The sequence below is a fragment of the Staphylococcus edaphicus genome (assembly GCF_002614725.1).
In the GTDB taxonomy this organism is placed as follows: Bacteria; Bacillota; Bacilli; order Staphylococcales; family Staphylococcaceae; genus Staphylococcus; species Staphylococcus edaphicus.
The window spans coordinates 24,991-43,924 of sequence record NZ_MRZN01000018.1 but is presented as its reverse complement, the minus strand read 5'-3'; the positions used below and the strand labels follow the sequence as shown (position 1 = coordinate 43,924).

Sequence of the window (18,934 nt, the reverse complement as noted above, 5' to 3'; positions counted from 1 at the left end):
ATCCATATCTAAAAATACGAGGCTTATAGATTTTGTTGCAAGTTCATTAGTTGCTGGATATAACAGTCTGAAATTATTTTGTTTTCGAGCATAATTATCATCCTATATTGATTAAACTTCCTTCAATTTTAAATTTAATGTATATTTAAATAATCCCTAGATGATTGGATGTTGTACAATGGTGTGTCATGTGAATGGCAAATTGTAAGTCGTTCCTAGGTGTTCGGGTATGTGTCTTTTAGTTAACGTAGAAGGGTAATGATTATCTTTAACGTGTAGAAGCTACAAATGTTTGGGCAATTGCGAAAGTGCTTGTGTACTTTAATGTAGTGATTTGTATACAACTTTTGGCAGAGGTTTTTAAGAAGAATGGCTTTTGAATATCATGCATAAATACTCAATCTAATAGCTGAGTGAAATTAAAAACTAAAAAAATTCTTAAAATCATGTAAATTTAATATATGAGTGGAATTTTGTTTGTGATAAAATATATTTTGTAGAAAACTAGCATTTGGACAATGTTAGGTTGAAAAAGGGGATGAACAAGAGTGAAAGTTTTAAAAAGAATAAACTTGCCGACACAAATAATCATAGCGTTGGTTCTAGGGGTAATTTTAGGAAGTATATTGCATGGAAATAAAGATATTATTAATTATATACAACCATTCGGTGATGTATTTATAAATTTAATTAAAATGTTAGTGGTACCAATCGTATTCTGTTCTTTAGCGTTATCAATTTCAAACGTAGGAGACACTAAAACAATTGGACGCTACGGTGGTAAGACGTTATTGTACTTCATTATTATGACAAGTTTCGCGATATTTATGGGCTTGATCTTTGGTAATTTATTTAAACCGGGCGTTGGATTAAATCCCGATTTACTACCAAAAGGTGATATTTCAAAATATGAATCTACTGCGAAAGCGGCAGAACAATCTACATATGGCAATCATTTGATAGATACAATTGTTAATATTATACCAACCAACATCTTTGAAGCATTTGCTTCTGGAGAATTGTTACCAGTTATATTCTTCTCAGTATTTTTTGGACTTGCATTAGCTGCAATCGGACAAAAAGCACAACCAGTTAAAGACTTTTTAGGTGGTGCGTTAGAAGCTGTATTCTGGATGATCGGCAAGGTGTTATTATTGGCGCCTATTGCAGTATTTGCATTTATTACGACAACGATTATAACTTTCGGATTATCAGCGTTAATCCCATTGTTCAAATTGTGTTTAACCGTGGTAATTGCTATGTTATTCTTCATATTTATCGTGTTGGGTATCGTTTCAAGAATCTGTGGCGTGAAAATTACACAAATTATAAAATTATTAAAGAACGATTTAATGTTGGCATTCTCAACTGCAAGTTCAGAAGCCGTATTACCAACGGTTATGAAAAAGATGGAACGATTTGGCGTGCCGAGAGATATTGCCTCTTTCGTTCTACCAACTGGGTATTCATTTAATTTAGATGGTGCAGCCATGTACCAATCTATTGCGGCACTATTCGTGGCTCAATTATATGGCGTTCATTTAAGTATTGGTGAACAAATCTTATTAATGATTACACTAATGTTAACGTCGAAAGGTATGGCTGGTGTGCCAGGTGCCTCAATTGTAGTCTTATTAACAACACTTGGATCGGTTGGATTAAACCCACAAGGTTTAGCATTGATTATAGGTGTGGATAGAATACTAGAGATGCTTAGAACATGTGTTAACGTGTTAGGTAACTCAGTAGCTACAATCTTTATCGCTAAAACAGAAGGTGTTTATGATAAAAAACAAGGCGAAGAATATTTGAAAACAATTTAATTATTTTAAATAAAATATATCCCTCTTATGGCTAAAATAAGAGGGGTTTTTGTTTCTTCAGAAAAGTTAAAAGTCATAAACTGTTAAAGTGAATTTCAGACGGTATAACTAAATTAGTAAATTAACGGGTGGAACTAAGGCGAGTAATATGCGTGGTATTAACCAAAAAGTAGTGGAAGAGATGTTTTACCCCTTAATAACTGAGGAATGATTTTTTAACTTATAAAACAGTAGTAATTAAAAGAATATAAAAACCTGTAGTCATAACGATGTTCAGGAAAAGCATGAAGCGAAATTGTTTACTTGTCATGGGTTCTGTGTCATGTTTAACTGCACGTTTATTGACTTTCTTTTGCGTTGATATTGTATTATTCCAAGAAGCAACACTGACAAAAAGAATACCGATTAATATTTTTAGAAACAAGCTCATTTTAAGATGCTCCAGTCCTTTACAATAGATTATGTTGCGTATAAGATAACACATATTTTAATTTTGGAAAAATGAAGATAAAATAACTTAACCTGAAGGAGTGAGTGGGATGGCAGTAGTATTATTTAGTATTGTATTAATTATAAATCTAGTTGAGGCACTTTATTTAACGATAAGGATATTCAAATTAAAACAAGCGGATGCACCAGACCGAGCATATAAACAAATGATTGATCGTTTGGCACCTTTTTTAATTGTATCAATGGTGATATCTATTGTGTTCATAATTATAGCCTTAATGGTTAGTTAGGTAGTATAATCATGATTCAAATTGATATTTAAAATTATAGTTTTAATTAGGAGAGTGAGAATCATGAAACAAAAACTAAAGAAAACATTAAGTAAATATGTTGAAAATGGCAAGTTAGAAAACGGTTTATATAAAGTATCTGACAAAATTCAAGCAAAAAAGGGCAAAGATTATTCTAAATATGTAAGCAAAGCAATGAACTTTCTGAGAAAAAAGGTTTAATTCAACAAAGGATCCGAGAAAATATATTGTGCAATACTGTCTTAAAACTATCACTATTTTGAGACTTGTGTAATAATATTTATTGTAGTACAAAACAAACGATGAGGTGTTACAATGACAGCAATATTTCCTTACTTAAACTTTGAAAATACTAAAGAAGCATTAGCATATTATGAAGAAGTGTTTGGTGCAACAAATATTACACGCTTGCCAGTTGGTAAAGATCAAGCTGTACAATTTAATATGAGTCCCGAAGATGCAGACGATGCAACAATGCATTCACAATTTGATATTGCGTGCACAACGATTCTTGCTTCTGATTCATTTGGTAGAGCAGAAAAAATCAATAACGGTATTTCTTTATTGATTGACTATGATGTTAATAATGAAGATGATGCTAAAGAAGTAGAAGCGTTATATGAACGTGTTAAAGAAGCGGTAGATGTTGAAATGCCTCTAGAAGAACAGTTCTGGGGTGGCAAAATGGGCGCATTTACGGACAAATATAATGTGCGCTGGATGTTACACGGTCAAGACTATACAAAAATTGAAAAGTAGTGTTTAAGGGTTTCGCCCAAAAATAAGGGGGTGTGTCTGGATAGATTTAGATACGCCTCCTTATTTTTTATGTGTTTTGCTAGAAGGAATAGTATATCAGCTAATCATATAAAGCGTGAATTAGCCTGAAGTGCCAATGTATGTATGATAGAAAAATAAGTCGGTCAAGACAATATAATGATAAGAATGTTTAAGAAATAAAACTAATTTCCAAATAGGGGTGTACAAACGTAGAAATACTCGTTATAATAGGTATTAAGTAATTTAGTTCGTGAAATTGATTTGTAGAGTTATTCTTTTGAATTTACTCCTTTTGATTTTTTAAGACAGATTACAAATATTCGTGCAAAAGCACATATGGAGGAATTTAATTATGAATAACGGTACAGTTAAATGGTTTAATGCAGAAAAAGGTTTTGGTTTTATCGAAGTTGAAGGTGGAAACGACGTATTCGTACACTTCTCAGCAATCGCTCAAGAAGGCTACAAATCATTAGAAGAAGGACAAGCTGTTGAATTCGAAATCGTTGAAGGCGACCGCGGTCCTCAAGCAGCTAACGTTGTTAAACTATAATAACGGCTGAAAGACGAGTATAACTCGTCTTTTTTTTATGTCTAAAATATTTGGATAATCTCATAAATCCCCTCATGCGGTATAAATGGTATGAGGGGATTTTTATTTTTATGAAGTTGTTTCGAAATGTCGCAAAGACCTGTTTCTTAGAAATATAAATAAAATATTTATAATACATGCCGTTACACCAATTAAAATAACAAACTTTGAACCTAAACTTGCGATAAATAAACCACCGAAAAAAGTACCTATGGATGTACCAGAATTAACAGCTGAAAGAAATATACCATTTGATAAATCAGGGGCATCAGGCGCAACGGATGTAATAACATACTGCGTTATATTAGCGGAGACGCCTGCGAATGTTCCCCAAAGTATTGAAATGATAAACATTGGAATGAGGTACAAACCTACCTCGAACATAGCCACATATACAATAATTAATGCAAATGGCAGTAAAAATATCGCTTTTTGTGGCATTGTTGTTAATAATTTTCCGGCAATTATATTACCTAAAATATTGGATACCCCATATAAAAAAAGAATGATGGAAACTGCAATTCCTGGGGCGGTAGTGACCATATTTAAGAAATCGGTTAAATAACTATAAACTCCAAAAACGGCTGTATTAAACAATACTGATACTATAATAGATAACCAAGTTAAAGGGCGTTTAAGCACACGCAATTGTGTTACATAAGTAACAGTCGCTTTAGCCGGCATTTTAGGTATAAAGATAATCGTAAGTATCAATACAATTAAATTAACAACCGCAAAGAAGGATAAGGCAACATACAAATTGAATTGACTTGCTAAGAAATTAACAATAGGTACGCCAACAACCATTCCAGCAGATACACCAATAAATACTTTTGCTACAGCCTTTGGCGCTTCTTTATAATTGACAGAATCAGAAGCTACAGAAAAAGCTAGGGCGATATATACTGGATGAAATATGGCTGGTATGATTCTTGCAATTAAAAGAATGCTAAAATGTGTTGTAAACACTGTTACGATATTGCTGATGATAAAGATAGCGAGTACAGCAATCATGACCTTTTTACGTTCTATTTTAGAAAGTAGTAAAGGCATAATGGGACCTGAAACAGCAATACCGATAGCAAAAATAGAGACTAACCAACCAGCAGTAGATGTACTTACATTAAAATGTTCAGCAATCTGAGGTATGAGTCCAATAAATCCCATTTCGGTATTTAATATACCGAAGACGCCAATAGTTAAGATAAATATGACTAATTTATTATTTTTCATCGCCTGTTCCTCCAAAACTTTAATAATTTTAGTTTAGAAGGTAAAATAAGATATGACAAATACTTATTTTTAATTAAGAGTTATGCTTATTCTGAATAACTATGGGGATGATAAGATGGAACTAAAAACACTTCAGTATTTTGTGAGAATAGCGAGAGAAGAAAGTATTACACGTGCTGCCAATGCGTTACACATCACGCAGCCTACGTTATCGAGACAAATAAAAGATTTAGAGAAAGAACTAAATGTGAAACTGTTTAATAGGCGGAATCACAATATTCAACTAACTGATGAAGGCGTATTGCTAAAAAATAGAGCGGAAGCATTGATAGAAATGTCTAATAAAATACAAGATGAATTCAAAGTGATTGATAAAAATATTGAAGGAAATGTGTATATTGGTTGTGGCGAAACAAAAGGTATGGAGGTCATCGCAAATATTTTTAATGATATTCAAGATGATTATCCAAACATTCATTTCCATATTTATAGTGGTAATGCAGATGATATCGCAAGTAGACTTGATAAGGGGTTACTTGATTTTGGAATACTTATTCAACCGGTAAATTTAAATAAATATAAGTCATTGTATTTATCAACTTCAGATCATTGGGGGATAATCGCTAAAAAGGATGATGTTTTGGCACAAAAAAGCGATGTCATCAAGGAAGACCTGGTTGATAAACCACTCATTTGTTCAAGACAAGTATTGGATACAGCAATTGATAAAAATGATTTTACAGAATGGTTTGGTGACTTGTTTAATCATTTGAATATAGTTGGTACTTTTAATTTAGCTTATAATGCTGGTTGGATGGTGAAGGCAGGCCTAGGTTATGCGATTACATTGGATAGTATTATTGATACATCTAAAGAGAGTGAACTTACTTTTATTCCGCTAGAACCAAGGTTGATTTCAAAACATAATTTGGTATGGCGCAAAGACCACACATTTTCAAAAGCTGCGCAATTATTTTTAGATAAAGCGATAGATGTATGTCAGTAAATGAGTATTAGTACAACAGAAAATGCCCCCCACACCATTAAAGTGTGAGGGGCATTTTTTAGGTTACATTTCACGGCTGTTGCTTGTTTCTTTTTTAGTACGAATGAGTAAGGTTAAGATGAAACCAATAATCATTAAAATAGTTGTAAATGCAAATGCAGCATTAATACCAAGCACTGTAGCGTGTTGCAGTGTTTCTGCTTTTGTTAGTGCGTTACTGGCATGTTCGGTGTAGTTTGTTCTAACAATCGTTAATATTGTGATCATAATGGCTGTACCAATCGCGCCTGCTATGATTCTTAAAGAATTAATGATTGCAGTACCGTGAGAAATGTTTTTGGATTCTAGCGCATTAATGCCTATTGTGTTTAACGGCATAATGATGAGTGCTACGGCAAACATTCTAATAGCGTAGATGATGACAACATACCAATAAGGTGTGTCTGTCGTTAAGAAGCAGTGTAAGATGGTCATCAGAATTAATAAGATGAATCCGGGTACTGCTAGTATTTTAAGACCGTATTTATCATATATTTTACCGGTATATACTGACATAAAGGCATTGACGACGGCACCAGGTAAAATAACTAGTCCAGACAAGATAGCAGACAAACCAAGGCCAGTTTGGATATACATTGGTATCAATAAGGCTGGGCCTACAATACCAATAAATAGTACCATTGATGCAAATGCAGATAGTGAAAATGTTCTATTTGCAAATACGCGCATATTTAGTAATGGATTGTCGAGTTTAATTTGTCTTACTACAAAGATACCTACGATAAATAGTCCGAGAATCAATGAAATGATTACAATAGGTGAGGTGAAACCTAAGTTTCCTGCGCTACTAAATCCATAGAGCATCAATCCAAAACCAAATGTCGAGTAGATGACAGACGTTTTATCTAATTCAGTATGTTTTGTTTCATTGTTACTTTCAACAAATATAATACCAATAATAAAGGCAACGATAGCGATTATGGCAACAACGATAAATGGTGCTCTCCAACTAAATGTATCTATGAGGAACCCAGTTAACGTAGGGCCAATAGCTGGTGCTGATTGCGCAACAATTCCTGTAAGCCCCATTGCAAATCCTCGTTTTTCAGAAGGAAAGAGGGTGAAGACAGTGAATTGCATTAATGGTAATAAGATACCGGCACCGATAGCTTGAATGACACGTGCAAACATCAGTAAGCCGAATGACGGTGAAAAAGCAGCAATGATGGAACCGATTAAGAATGCACTCATAGAAAATATATATAGTGATCTTGTATGGAATCGATCCATAAGGAATGCTGTCATAGGAATCATGATGCCGTTCACAAGCATGAATCCTGTAATCAGCCATTGAGCAGTTGTTTCAGTGATTTCTAACCCTGAAATAATGGCGGGTAGTGCTGTGTTGAGCAACGTTTGGTTAAGCATTGCTACAAAAGCACTACTGAGCATAACTAAAATAATGGTGTTTCTTTTCTTATTTGATATTTCGTTTTCCGACATGATGATTACCTCTCTTTTTATAACATCCCAACGATAAATTTTATGCTTTTTAAGTTAGCAAAGCAAACCATTCAGGTTAAAAAACTAATATTTTTTGAAATTACTTTTTGAAAAAATAAAAATTTATCAGTCGGAAGCTCTTTAATAATAGGATGCGAGTTGTTCATGTATACTAGTTAAAACAGGGAAGGTTGTGTGACATGCGGAAAATCGAAATTCAACCCTATCAAAAACAATGGCCAATACTTTTTGAAAGTGAAAGGCAGAAGATTAATGCAATTCTTGGTAAAGAAGTCGTAGCAATACACCATATTGGGAGTACGGCGGTCACAGGTTTAAATGCAAAACCCATTATTGATATATTGCCAGTCGTACATGATATAAATAATATAGATACATTTAATGAAGCTATGGCAGATATAGGTTATAAAGCATTAGGTGAAAATGGTATAGAAGGTAGACGCTTTTTTAAAAAGGGTGAAAGTCCAAGAACGCATCATGTTCATGTATTTCAAGAAACAAATCGTTATGATATAAATCGTCATTTGGCTGTCAGAGATTATTTGAGAACGCATGGAACTGTGGCAAGAAATTATAGTGCGTTAAAGATACAGTTAGCACGACAGTTTACCTATGATAATGAAGGATATTGTGATGGCAAGGACGCTTTTGTAAAACAATTGGAAAAAGACGCACTTGCATGGTATCTAAAATAAATAATCAAGCATTGAAATAAAATGAAGATATGGATATATTTAGATGGTATATGTGGAAAGTACAAGGAATAAAAATGTTTATAATCGAGTGCTGAATGTTGTTGGACAGAGAAGACGAAATCTATATAAAGTAGATGGCTGTTCCGTTCCTTATTATATGATTAAAAATGAGCTGTTAGAAAGGCGGTATAAGATGACGTATTCCTATCGTATAAATAAAGTGAATAATAGTTGGGGTATGGTATTGGCAATTATTTTTATTGCTTCTACTTTGCGTGCACCACTGACATCGGTTGGCCCTGTTGTTGATGAAATTAAGCAAGTAATGGATATTAATAACAGTGTTGCGGGCATCTTAACTACAATACCGTTAATTATCTTTGCAGTTGTTTCTCCAGTCGTTTCAAAAGTAACTTCTCGATTAACAATGTCTCGTACAATAATGTATTCTACGATGTTGCTCATTGTTGCACTATATCTACGTGTGGCTGGGGATTTCACTTTGTTTTTAATTGGTACCATCATTCTTGGTGTAGCAATTGCATTTGGTAATGTTGTACTTCCAAGTTACGTGAAATGGTATTTCCCAATGCAAATCGGACTTGCTACAGGGATTTATAGTGGAACAATGAATTTTACGGCTGGCTTGGGTGGAGGGCTTAGTTTTCCGTTATCAGAAATAACGCCACTAGGATTTAGAATATCATTGTCGTTTTGGATCCTTTTTGCCATGATTGCCATAATACTTTGGATTCCTAAAGCGCGAAAAGGTGTACAATTAGAGCAGACAACAGCGATAGCAGATCAACAAGATAGGCTTAAAAAGGTTTCAATAATAAAATCAAAATTGGCGTGGATGGTTGCATTAACCATGGGTTTTCAATCAATGATATTTTATACAGTGGTTGCCTGGGTACCATCCATTCTTGTTGATAGAGGTGTAGATCCGTCTACAGCAGGCTATTTATTAATGTTAAACCAGTTTGCGCAAGTGCCGATGACCTTTACGTTTCCAATTATTGCATCTAAGTTAAAAGATCAGCGCAGTTTAATTGTCATTATCACAATATTATTCTTGGTCGGCTTTAGTCTTTTCTTTACGCAATCAGTTGCATTACTGGTTATCGGTATGATTATTGCCGGTTTAGCAATGGGAGCATGTTTTAGTTTATGTATGACGTTCTTTTCTATCCGTGCACGTACGAGTGATGGTAGTATTTCGCTATCTGGATTTGGACAATCTGTGGGCTATTTAGTTGCGGCTGTAGGCCCTTTCTTAATAGGTTACCTTCATGATGCGACAGGTAGTTGGGATTCAGGTATCGTTTCATTAATTGCAATGGTAATTTTATGCTTTATTTTTGGGTATCCAGCTGCTAAAAATAGAGTGATTGAAGATGATTAACTAGATGATATGACACTATTTTTTAAAATGGTTAAACTATGTTACAATACATTACCTGCCTCTCAACAAAAACAATGGAGGTTTTTAAACAATGATAAATATAATATCAGCTATAGGTTCACTAGGTACATTTATAATGGCACTCTTTTACTTTGTTTCAGTAAGTGTGCAGCTTTACCAAATGAAGATCAGTTTTTTACCAGCGCTTGGCTTTAATCAAATATTAATAACACGAGATAAAGATGAGTTACAGTTGAAAAATGTAGGTATTGAAAGTAAGTCAGAACAAGATTATTTGAAATTATATAATCTTGGTGGCGGCGCTGCAAAGAATATAAAGATTGAGATTTATATCGGTAATCAAGAAGTGTTACAAGAAAAATATGTGAATATTTTGCCAAGTAAAGAAGGCTATTTATTGCCGATCAATAAAGATGTTTTTTCTGAAATTGAAAGTACAATTCAAAATAATGGTTACCAATCAGACTTAAATGTTAAATTAACTTATCAGCATAATGTAAGTAGGAAAACACAAGAATTATATTTAAATGGCATTATCGATCGTTTTAACACTTATGATGAAAAATCCATTTATGAACTACAATTTTTTAATAATTCTCAGTAAAATGATTCGGTTAAACAAAACAAGTATTAGCAGGTTAATACTTCAAAATCCTTTAATGTAGCGACAAGTGGTTATGTCATTACATTAAAGGTTTTTTGTTTTTAAGTGATGAATTGAATGCTTTGTGAGTTGAGAAATTTTCAATTACAATACATAAGGAAACTAAAATGTGGAGTGACAAATAATGATTAACGTAAAAGCACCAAACCCAATATTTTTGGAACATGAAAATGCTGACAAGGCGATATTATTGTTACATTCCTTTACAGGGACTGTACGAGACGTAAAATTATTAGCAAAAAATTTAAATAAAGCAGGATTTACATGTTATGTACCTGCCTACAAAGGTCATGGACTTATGCTTGAAGAATTAATGTCATTTGATGTTGATGATTGGTTGGAAGATGCGAGAGCGGGTTATCAATTCTTAAAGAACAAAGGATATGAAGCAATTAGTGTGTGTGGTTTATCCTTAGGTGGCATATTGTCATTGAAATTAGCTGAAAGTGAAGATGTTAGTTCAGTAGCCATAATGTCCACACCATATAGAAAGAGTGATGCTGGTCTATCAGGCAGACTTGAAAATTATGGTCAACGCATGGGAAGCTTAGTTGGTCTAGACAACACAGAGATAGATAAACAAATTGGAAAAATTGAAAGTTACAGTCCAGAACTGAATAAGTTTCAATTACTAGTGGAAAACGTCATGTCTAATTTAAAAAATATTACAGCACCAATTGCTATTAAATATGGTGAGCAAGATGATGAGGCTTATGCAACGAGTGCGCACTATATTTATAACCATATTCAACACGACGATAAAGAAATGAAAGGATATGGTCCATCAAAACACTTGATGACTTATGGAGAAGGCCATATCGAAGTAGAACAAGATATTATCGCATTTTTTGAAGACTATTAGAATACTGTAACTTACACTTAGGAATTAATGTGATAATCATTTTACAAATACATGAGAAAAGCTAATATTTATTAAAATGAATCTTTCAAATTAAATTGAGCGTCTATGGTTTAAAGCCCCATCACTATTTTTAGTGTGATGGGGCTTTATATTGAGAGTTTAGTATTAAGTTCTCCAGAATGTATCACAGTCGGATTTGTCATCTATATTGTATTGGATAATGTCGTTTAATAATACGAAATCTACATCTTGGTTCCATTTTATACGATAGAGATTATTAGTTTGTGAATAACCAGCGTTTTCAATTTGTTGTGTAAATGCATTTAAAGCTTTAGTTTCGGGTGCAACTGAGACATGTTGTTTGGCAGTACTAAAAGCAATGATAAACGTACCATGATCGGTGAACATGGGTTGGTTCCATTTTATAGTTCTTTCAAGATTAGGGAATGTATCCGTAATCCAGTTAAAGATGTCTTCTAACCTTGTTCTGTGTGCTTCATTATCTATTGTTTTTAAAAATGTATCAAAAGTGTCCGTCATATTACAACTCCATTCTATTCGTTTTATATATGTCATGGCTATGCATATAGTTATTTTTACTCATCATAACAAAGTCTAGCACTATAAATCTTCTTCTAACTAAAAAGAACATCCATGTATCTAAAGAAATGAATTAGATAATGAATGTTCGATTAATTAAATATGGCTATTTAAAGCCAAAATGTCAGGTCGCTTGTGATGATCTGACAGGTTTATTTTTCAGGAAATAATCAATAATTAATCCGACAACTAGTAAAACAATGAATGGTATTAACCAACCTAATTGGATAGCTGCTAAAGGCAACGCTTGATATAGTGTGATTAGTGGTTGGAATAGTTTAAAATCATTGAATATTTGTAGCATAGAAATGATTAACGTCATAATAGTCGGTAAAATAAACGCGAATTTCATTTCAAATGGAATAAATATGCTTACTAACGATATAAGAACCAATACAATAGATGTAGGATAAATAAATGTTAAAAGCGGTACAGCAATTTGCAAAATAAGTTCTAATCCTAAAGTGGAAACTAAAAAACCTAATAAAGAAAAAATTAATACAAATTTCTTGTATGATACTTTTGGTAATTTCTTCATAGCAAAAGCTGCGCACGCATTGACTAAACCAATACATGTTGTTAAACATGCTAAGATAACAATAATACCAAACAATAAATTACCTATTGAACCAAATACGCGTAATGAATTGAATGTTAATATACCAGTGCCATCTTTAAATCCTTCATGACTTGTTGTTGCACCGACATAAGCAAGTGCAAAATAGATAATTAATAATAATATTGCTGAAATGAGTCCAGATTTAATTACATTTTTAACAAGTGACTTATGATCATTGACACCACTCAATTTGAACATTTGAACGATTACTACAGAAAAAGCCAGTGCAGCTACTAAATCCATAGTGAAGTAACCTTCTAAAATACCTGATACTAAGGGTGTTTCAGCATATTTACCGCTCGCTTGTCCAATCGAACCTTCAGGGTTAATAATTACTAAAATGCATAAGGCTGCAATAATAATAATGAGTATAGGCGTTAAATATTTTCCTAGGTTATCAATGATACGATTTGGATAAAGCGCAATCAGATAAACAACAAGGAAAAAAATGAGTGAGAAAATAATTAAAGTAAAATGATTGTGTACTGGTAACACATGGTTAGTTCCTATTTCATAAGCGACATTAGCGGCACGTGGAATACCATAAAGTGCCCCGATTGATAAATAGATACAGATCGCAAAGACTGTACCAAATATTGGATGTACCTTATTGCCGATACTTTCAACGCCACCGTTCATATATGCCACAACGATTACAGTTAAATAGGGAAGTAAAATCCCTGTAATGGCGAATCCAGTCATTGAAACCCACATATTTTCTTGAGCTGTATAACCTAACATAGGTGGAAATATTAAATTTCCGGCCCCAAAGAAAAATGAAAATAACATTAGACCAGAAATTACTATGAGTTTATTCATTCTTGATACCTCAATTTCAAGGAGATTGTCTTGTACAAAACACATGCTACTTTACCATAAATGAGACGAATTTTCAATGAAATGTCAGATAATTTTTAATATTTAAAGTATTACTTTGTTGATATTTCATAAAATATTGACTTACTGAAAGCTATTACTATCACTGTGATTGTGACACTAATAAGAAAATAATGCATAAAAAAATTGATTGAGTCAAGTGGAAAAAAATGTTATAGTAGATGCTATGTTACATAAACGCTTTAACGTAATGAAGTTTTGTAAAAAATAAAGGATGTAAAAGAATGAATAAACAATCACAATGGAAATCCTCGACAGGATTTATTTTAGCGAGTGCTGGCTCTGCTATTGGACTAGGGGCTATGTGGAAGTTTCCATATATGGCTGGCATATATGGTGGTGGCGCATTTTTACTTATGTTTCTACTGTTTACGATATTTGTAGGCTTACCGCTATTAATGATGGAATTTACTGTAGGTAAAATGGGAAAAACCTATACTACTAATATATATGAAAAATTGACGAAGAAAAAATGGCTTAATATCATAGGTTGGAATGGTAATTTAGCAGTATTTATATTGTTTGGCTTTTATAGTGTGATTGGTGGCTGGATTATTATATATATCATCAATGTGGCATTTCAGATATTAACTTTTAGCAATAACACATTAGGCAGTATACAATTTGAAACCATTATAGGAAATCCTTGGTTAACGATTGCAGGACAAGGTATCTTTATACTATTAACTATGGCTATCGTCATGATGGGTGTTGAAAAAGGATTAGAAAAAGCGTCTAAGTTTATGATGCCATTGCTGTTTGTCTTTTTAATTATCATTGTTATTAAATCACTTACATTAGAAGGTTCAATGGAAGGCTTGAAATATATCTTACAACCACGTTTACAAGATGTTTCTATGGAAGGTGTCTTGTTTGCGCTCGGACAATCATTCTTCACTTTATCTTTAGGGACAACGGGAATGATTACTTATGCGAGTTACGCGTCAAAAGAAATGACCATTAAGACATCTGCAGTTTCAATCGTAGCAATGAACATTTTAGTTTCTGTTCTTGCAGGCTTGGCAATATTCCCTGCAATCGCTGCCTTTGGTTACAGTCCAACAGAAGGGCCGGGTCTATTATTTAAAGTATTGCCAAAAGTATTTGACCAAATGGCTTTTGGACAAGGATTTTATTTGATTTTTCTAATTTTATTCTTGTTTGCAGCACTTACCTCGTCTATATCACTGCTTGAATTAAATGTTTCGAATTTTACTAAAAATGACAATTCTAAGCGGAAACCCGTGGCATTTTATGCTAGTTTATTAGTATTTATCATTAGTATACCTGCTACATTATCATTTAGTAGTCTAAGTGGTATTCAATTTGCGGCAGGTACAATATTTGATAATATGGATTTCTTAGTATCTAATATATTGATGCCATTAGGTGCATTGGGTACTACGTTAGTAGTAGGGCAATTATTAAATAAAGAAGATTTAAGAGAACATTTTGGAAAAGATAAATTTAAATTATTTATGCCTTGGTACTATTTAGTGAAATTCATCTTACCGTTAGTTATTATTTTAATATTTGTTGTTCAATTTATCTAAAAAATACTCGTCGTTAATCGACGAGTATTTTTTATTGTACGAAATTAAATTGCGCTCTATTATTGACTTGAAGGCTGTTATTTAGTAGAATCTAATTAAATTATTTATTAAAAGTTTTCGTTTTTTAGATGCAATAAATTCATTTAGCATTGCTATCAATTCTTTTAATAAATAAAAATTTTTAGAATTTGTGTAAGCGTTTTCTAAAAGGAGGTTGAATCGTATGAAAGCTTTAATTGGTAAGTTTTTTGAACTGATACCACGTTTTATCGTTAATCTTTTCATCTAAAATCGATGCAATTTAAATGTGTAAAAATCATTAACTAAGAGGTGTTGAACATGGACAAACAACAAAACAAATACAGTATACGTAAATTTACTTTCGGCGCTTCTTCCATATTAATAGGTTCATTACTATTTTTAGGCGTAGGAACAGCTCAAGCTGCTGAAGAAGATCATCAAACAGATACAAAGGCACAACAGTTGAATGGGAATCAATTGGGGAATGATAATCAAGAAAAACTAGTGAATGAAGCACCAGCTACACCGACTGAAAATGATAATGCACAAACGAAAGATGAAAATAACACGAAGAATTTAAGCTTACATAACGAACAACAATCTAGCCAAGCAAACGGAGTAGATGAAGGAAATACAGTAGATCCGGAATACAATGCTAAAGATAAAGCAGAACAAGAGAAAGAAGCAGTAGATCCGGAATACAATGCTAAAGATAAAGCAGAACAAGAGAAAGAAGCAGTAGATCCGGAATACAACGCTAAAGATAAAGCAGAACAAGAGAAAGAAACGGTAGATCCGGAATACAATGCTAAAGATAAAGCAGAACAAGAGAAAGAAGCAGTAGATCCGGAATACAACGCTAAAGATAAAGCAGAACAAGAAAAAGAAGCAGTAGATCCGGAATACAACGCTAAAGATAAGGCAGAACAAGAGAAAGAAACGGTAGATCCGGAATACAACGCCAAAGATAAAGCGGAACAAGAGAAAGAAGCAGTAGACCCGGAATACAATGCCAAAGATAAGGCAGAACAAGAGAAAGAAACGATAGATCCAGAATACAATGCCAAAGATAAGGCAGAACAAGAGAAAGAAGCAGTAGATCCGGAATACAACGCCAAAGATAAGGCAGAACAAGAGAAAGAAACGGTAGATCCGGAATACAATGCCAAAGATAAGGCAGAACAAGAGAAAGAAGCAGTAGATCCAGAATACAATCAGCCAGCCAAAAACAAGCTAACTGAAAATACAGATACATCTTCAACGGAACTCGAATCTTCTAATAAGCAAGGCGATAATGTCAATGCAGACAAAGCAAATATCTCATTAGATAAATTGAACGGGGAAAAAGCAACAGATACGCATTCTGATGATAACCGTAAAGATAGTCAAGATAAAACTTTAAAAACATTAAAAGAAAACGCGATAGCAACACCTAAAAATCAAACGCAGCAATCAGTAGCTAAAACTGATGAACAACCAAATAAGACTGCGAAACAAGGACAATATAAAAATCAAGACCCAATCATTCTAGTACATGGTTTTAATGGCTTTACAGATGATATCAATCCATCTGTATTATCCCATTATTGGGGTGGCGATAAATTAAATATTCGTCAAGACTTAGAAAGTAATGGATATGAAACATATGAAGCGAGCGTCGGTGCATTAAGTAGCAACTATGATCGTGCTGTAGAACTTTATTACTATATTAAAGGCGGTACTGTAGACTATGGTGCGGCACATGCTGAAAAATATGGACATGATCGTTATGGAAAAACATACGAAGGTGTGTATAAAGATTGGCAACCAGGACAAAAAGTGCATTTAGTAGCACATAGTATGGGTGGCCAAACGGTGAGACAATTAGAAGAATTATTACGTAACGGCAACAAAGAAGAGTTAGCATATCAACAAGCACACGGTGGTGAAATTTCACCATTATATCAAGGTAATAATGATAATATGATAAATTCAATTACGACATTAGGCACGCCACATAATGGTACAATTGCAGCAGATAAATTAGGTAACGAGGCGCTAGTAAGACAATTAGCTTTTGATTATGCCAAGTTCAAAGGAAATAAAAATTCTAGAGTGGATTTTGGTTTTGGCCAATGGGGGCTTAAACAAAGAGAAGGCGAATCATATGCTAATTATGTACAACGTGTTCAAAACAGTGCGCTATGGACAACACAAGATAACGGATTTTATGATTTAACGCGTGAAGGCGCAGATAAATTAAATAAGCAAACATCATTGAATCCGAATATTGTTTATAAAACATACACAGGTGAATCTACAAGACCGACGTTATTAGGTAAACAGAAGTCCGATATCGATATGTTCCTACGATTTACTGTTACAGGTAATTTAATTGGTAAAGCAGCTGAAAAAGATTGGCGTGTAAATGATGGTCTGGTATCTACCATCTCATCGCTACATCCATTTAACCAAGATTATACTGAAGCAACAGATAAAGTTCAAAAAGGTATTTGGCAAGTAACGCCAATCAGACATGGTTGGGATCACGTAGACTTCGTTGGTCAAGATGCTACGGACTATGGCCATTCAACAGAAGAGCTACAACAGTTTTGGCATGGTTTAGCCGAAGATTTAGTACGTAATGAACAAGTGGAAGCATAATGTGTGCAGTATATTTTTTCAAAGGAGGTCATGAGCATGACAGGTGACTTATTCGATTTATTAGGTTCTTTCTTCAGAGTAATTAAATCATTATTTTTCTCATAAAGGGACATAGCAAGTGATTATTGTACCAAGATGGTTCGAAATGTATTTTTCATTAATGAGGTTCACTACAATTTAATAAGGCCTATATAGCCAAGATGCCTTCTAAAGTTAACATGTAACCAGTGTAGACTTTAGAAGGTTTTTTGTATGTAGCAGTATAATTTTAATGGACATTCGCGTATTATAATCACTAATACGATGGGGGTGTTTCAATGATTCAATTTTCAAAAGGCGAATTAGTAACGATAACAGATTCAATCTTAAATGACATTTATTATTGGAAATATGAGGAAAAGCAACAAGAAGCGAAAAAATGGAATGGGCCATATATTCATGAACCAATATTAGATAAAGCTACATTTTTTGATCAGGCTAAGCAAACGCGTTACATCTATTCCAATGTAGAAAGTACGTTGGCTATCATGGTAGAGGGTCAATTTGTAGGCACGGTAGGAACGTATTGGTTAGAAATAGGTATTGTTATTTACGATTCTGCATATTGGGAGAGTGGTATTGGGACTGAGGTATTTAAACTGTGGATAGATTATTTGTTTGAAAATCATTTTGTACATAGATTGGGTATATCCACGTGGTCTGGCAATGAACGGATGATTAAGCTTGCAGCGAAGGCTGGTATGAAAGAAGAAGCTAGAATTCGTCAAGCGAGAATAGTAGAGGGGCAATTCTATGATGCTATTAAAATGGGCATTCTGAAGAATGAATGGGCTAATAATAGCTAATATGCAAAAAAGATTTAAAAGTTGTCATCGACTACTTTGGACAAGAGTAGCTAGGACTAAGGAATACCTGAGCTAAAGCTCATGCATAAGACCCACTAACTCAATAAATTGAGAAGTGGTTTTAAAGGATTACCTGAGCTGTAGCTCATGCATAAGACCCACTAACTCAATAAATTGAGAAGTGGGTCTATATATATGAAAAGAAGCTAAGACAATGTAATTGTCTTAGCTTCTCGAATAATTTTAAAAATTATTTACCTGTGAATAAACCAACGATTTTTTTGATGATATCAATGATAAAGCTCATGTAACTCACCTCGCTTTGTTTTGTTATCTTTACTTTAATATAATTGTGCTCAATTGTGTTGAGTATTTCCTAAGTAGTAAAAA

The 18,934-nt window shown here is 33.5% G+C and carries 18 protein-coding genes; 13 read left to right on the top strand and 5 right to left on the bottom strand.

Going from position 1 to position 18,934, the window contains the following annotated elements; genetic code table 11:
* Positions 1–548: 548 nt before the first annotated feature.
* Positions 549–1,823: a dicarboxylate/amino acid:cation symporter gene (locus tag BTJ66_RS10465; protein WP_099090899.1), complete on the top strand. Its 1,275-nt coding sequence runs from the start codon at positions 549–551 to the stop codon at positions 1,821–1,823.
* Between the two features lie 220 nt (positions 1,824–2,043).
* Here BTJ66_RS10465 and BTJ66_RS10460 read toward each other — a convergent pair whose 3' ends face one another.
* Positions 2,044–2,253 carry a hypothetical protein gene (locus BTJ66_RS10460; RefSeq protein ID WP_099090898.1) on the bottom strand — a complete coding sequence of 70 codons (210 nt, stop codon included), beginning with the start codon at positions 2,251–2,253 and terminating at the stop codon, positions 2,044–2,046.
* A gap of 109 nt (positions 2,254–2,362) precedes the next feature.
* Here BTJ66_RS10460 and BTJ66_RS10455 point away from each other — a divergent pair, with 109 nt between their 5' ends.
* From BTJ66_RS10455 to cspD, 4 genes are all read left to right on the top strand, one after another.
* A complete protein-coding gene (locus tag BTJ66_RS10455) occupies positions 2,363–2,563 on the top strand; it encodes a hypothetical protein (RefSeq protein ID WP_099090897.1) in 201 nt (66 codons plus the stop codon).
* Positions 2,564–2,626: 63 nt separating this feature from the next.
* Complete coding sequence (locus BTJ66_RS13650; protein WP_167380388.1) at positions 2,627–2,785, top strand: hypothetical protein; 159 nt, start codon at positions 2,627–2,629, stop codon at positions 2,783–2,785.
* Positions 2,786–2,899: 114 nt separating this feature from the next.
* Positions 2,900–3,343 (top strand): VOC family protein, encoded by a 444-nt coding sequence (locus BTJ66_RS10450; RefSeq protein WP_099090896.1) that lies wholly within the window; start codon positions 2,900–2,902, stop codon positions 3,341–3,343.
* Between the two features lie 373 nt (positions 3,344–3,716).
* Positions 3,717–3,917 carry a cold-shock protein CspD gene (cspD, locus tag BTJ66_RS10445; RefSeq protein WP_011303913.1) on the top strand — a complete coding sequence of 67 codons (201 nt, stop codon included), beginning with the start codon at positions 3,717–3,719 and terminating at the stop codon, positions 3,915–3,917.
* A 108-nt stretch (positions 3,918–4,025) separates the two neighbouring features.
* Here cspD and BTJ66_RS10440 read toward each other — a convergent pair whose 3' ends face one another.
* Positions 4,026–5,189, bottom strand: coding sequence for an MFS transporter (locus BTJ66_RS10440; RefSeq protein WP_099090895.1), 1,164 nt, complete (start codon positions 5,187–5,189; stop codon positions 4,026–4,028).
* 115 nt (positions 5,190–5,304) lie between these two features.
* Between BTJ66_RS10440 and BTJ66_RS10435 the strand changes: the two genes are divergently transcribed.
* Positions 5,305–6,195 (top strand): LysR family transcriptional regulator, encoded by an 891-nt coding sequence (locus BTJ66_RS10435; RefSeq protein ID WP_099090894.1) that lies wholly within the window; start codon positions 5,305–5,307, stop codon positions 6,193–6,195.
* A gap of 63 nt (positions 6,196–6,258) precedes the next feature.
* Here the strand turns inward: BTJ66_RS10435 and BTJ66_RS10430 are convergent, their stop codons facing one another.
* Complete coding sequence (locus BTJ66_RS10430; RefSeq protein ID WP_099090893.1) at positions 6,259–7,698, bottom strand: MDR family MFS transporter; 1,440 nt, start codon at positions 7,696–7,698, stop codon at positions 6,259–6,261.
* Between the two features lie 200 nt (positions 7,699–7,898).
* Between BTJ66_RS10430 and BTJ66_RS10425 the strand changes: the two genes are divergently transcribed.
* The 4 genes from BTJ66_RS10425 to BTJ66_RS10410 all read left to right on the top strand — a co-directional run bounded on the left by BTJ66_RS10425 (position 7,899) and on the right by BTJ66_RS10410 (position 11,366).
* On the top strand, positions 7,899–8,414 hold the full coding sequence (locus BTJ66_RS10425) for a GrpB family protein (RefSeq protein WP_099090892.1): 516 nt from the start codon (positions 7,899–7,901) through the stop codon (positions 8,412–8,414).
* A gap of 193 nt (positions 8,415–8,607) precedes the next feature.
* Positions 8,608–9,819, top strand: coding sequence for a CynX/NimT family MFS transporter (locus BTJ66_RS10420; RefSeq protein ID WP_099090891.1), 1,212 nt, complete (start codon positions 8,608–8,610; stop codon positions 9,817–9,819).
* Between the two features lie 91 nt (positions 9,820–9,910).
* The gene (locus BTJ66_RS10415; protein WP_099090890.1) at positions 9,911–10,444 is read left to right on the top strand and encodes a hypothetical protein; all 534 of its coding nucleotides are present in this window, start codon (positions 9,911–9,913) and stop codon (positions 10,442–10,444) included.
* A gap of 184 nt (positions 10,445–10,628) precedes the next feature.
* Positions 10,629–11,366, top strand: coding sequence for an alpha/beta hydrolase (locus BTJ66_RS10410; RefSeq protein WP_099090889.1), 738 nt, complete (start codon positions 10,629–10,631; stop codon positions 11,364–11,366).
* Positions 11,367–11,531: 165 nt separating this feature from the next.
* Here the strand turns inward: BTJ66_RS10410 and BTJ66_RS10405 are convergent, their stop codons facing one another.
* Positions 11,532–11,906 (bottom strand): iron chaperone, encoded by a 375-nt coding sequence (locus BTJ66_RS10405; RefSeq protein WP_099090888.1) that lies wholly within the window; start codon positions 11,904–11,906, stop codon positions 11,532–11,534.
* 184 nt (positions 11,907–12,090) lie between these two features.
* The gene (gene brnQ, locus BTJ66_RS10400; RefSeq protein ID WP_099090887.1) at positions 12,091–13,404 is read right to left on the bottom strand and encodes a branched-chain amino acid transport system II carrier protein; all 1,314 of its coding nucleotides are present in this window, start codon (positions 13,402–13,404) and stop codon (positions 12,091–12,093) included.
* 302 nt (positions 13,405–13,706) lie between these two features.
* On the opposite strand from brnQ, the gene BTJ66_RS10395 reads away from it, so the two are divergent.
* From BTJ66_RS10395 to BTJ66_RS10385, 3 genes are all read left to right on the top strand, one after another.
* Entirely contained in the window at positions 13,707–15,035 is a 1,329-nt protein-coding gene (locus BTJ66_RS10395) for a sodium-dependent transporter (RefSeq protein ID WP_099090886.1), read from the top strand.
* Positions 15,036–15,374: 339 nt separating this feature from the next.
* Positions 15,375–17,699, top strand: a complete 2,325-nt coding sequence (lip, locus tag BTJ66_RS10390; RefSeq protein WP_099090885.1) for a YSIRK-targeted triacylglycerol lipase — start codon at positions 15,375–15,377, stop codon at positions 17,697–17,699.
* A gap of 317 nt (positions 17,700–18,016) precedes the next feature.
* Positions 18,017–18,544: a GNAT family N-acetyltransferase gene (locus BTJ66_RS10385; protein WP_099090884.1), complete on the top strand. Its 528-nt coding sequence runs from the start codon at positions 18,017–18,019 to the stop codon at positions 18,542–18,544.
* Positions 18,545–18,934: the final 390 nt, after the last annotated feature.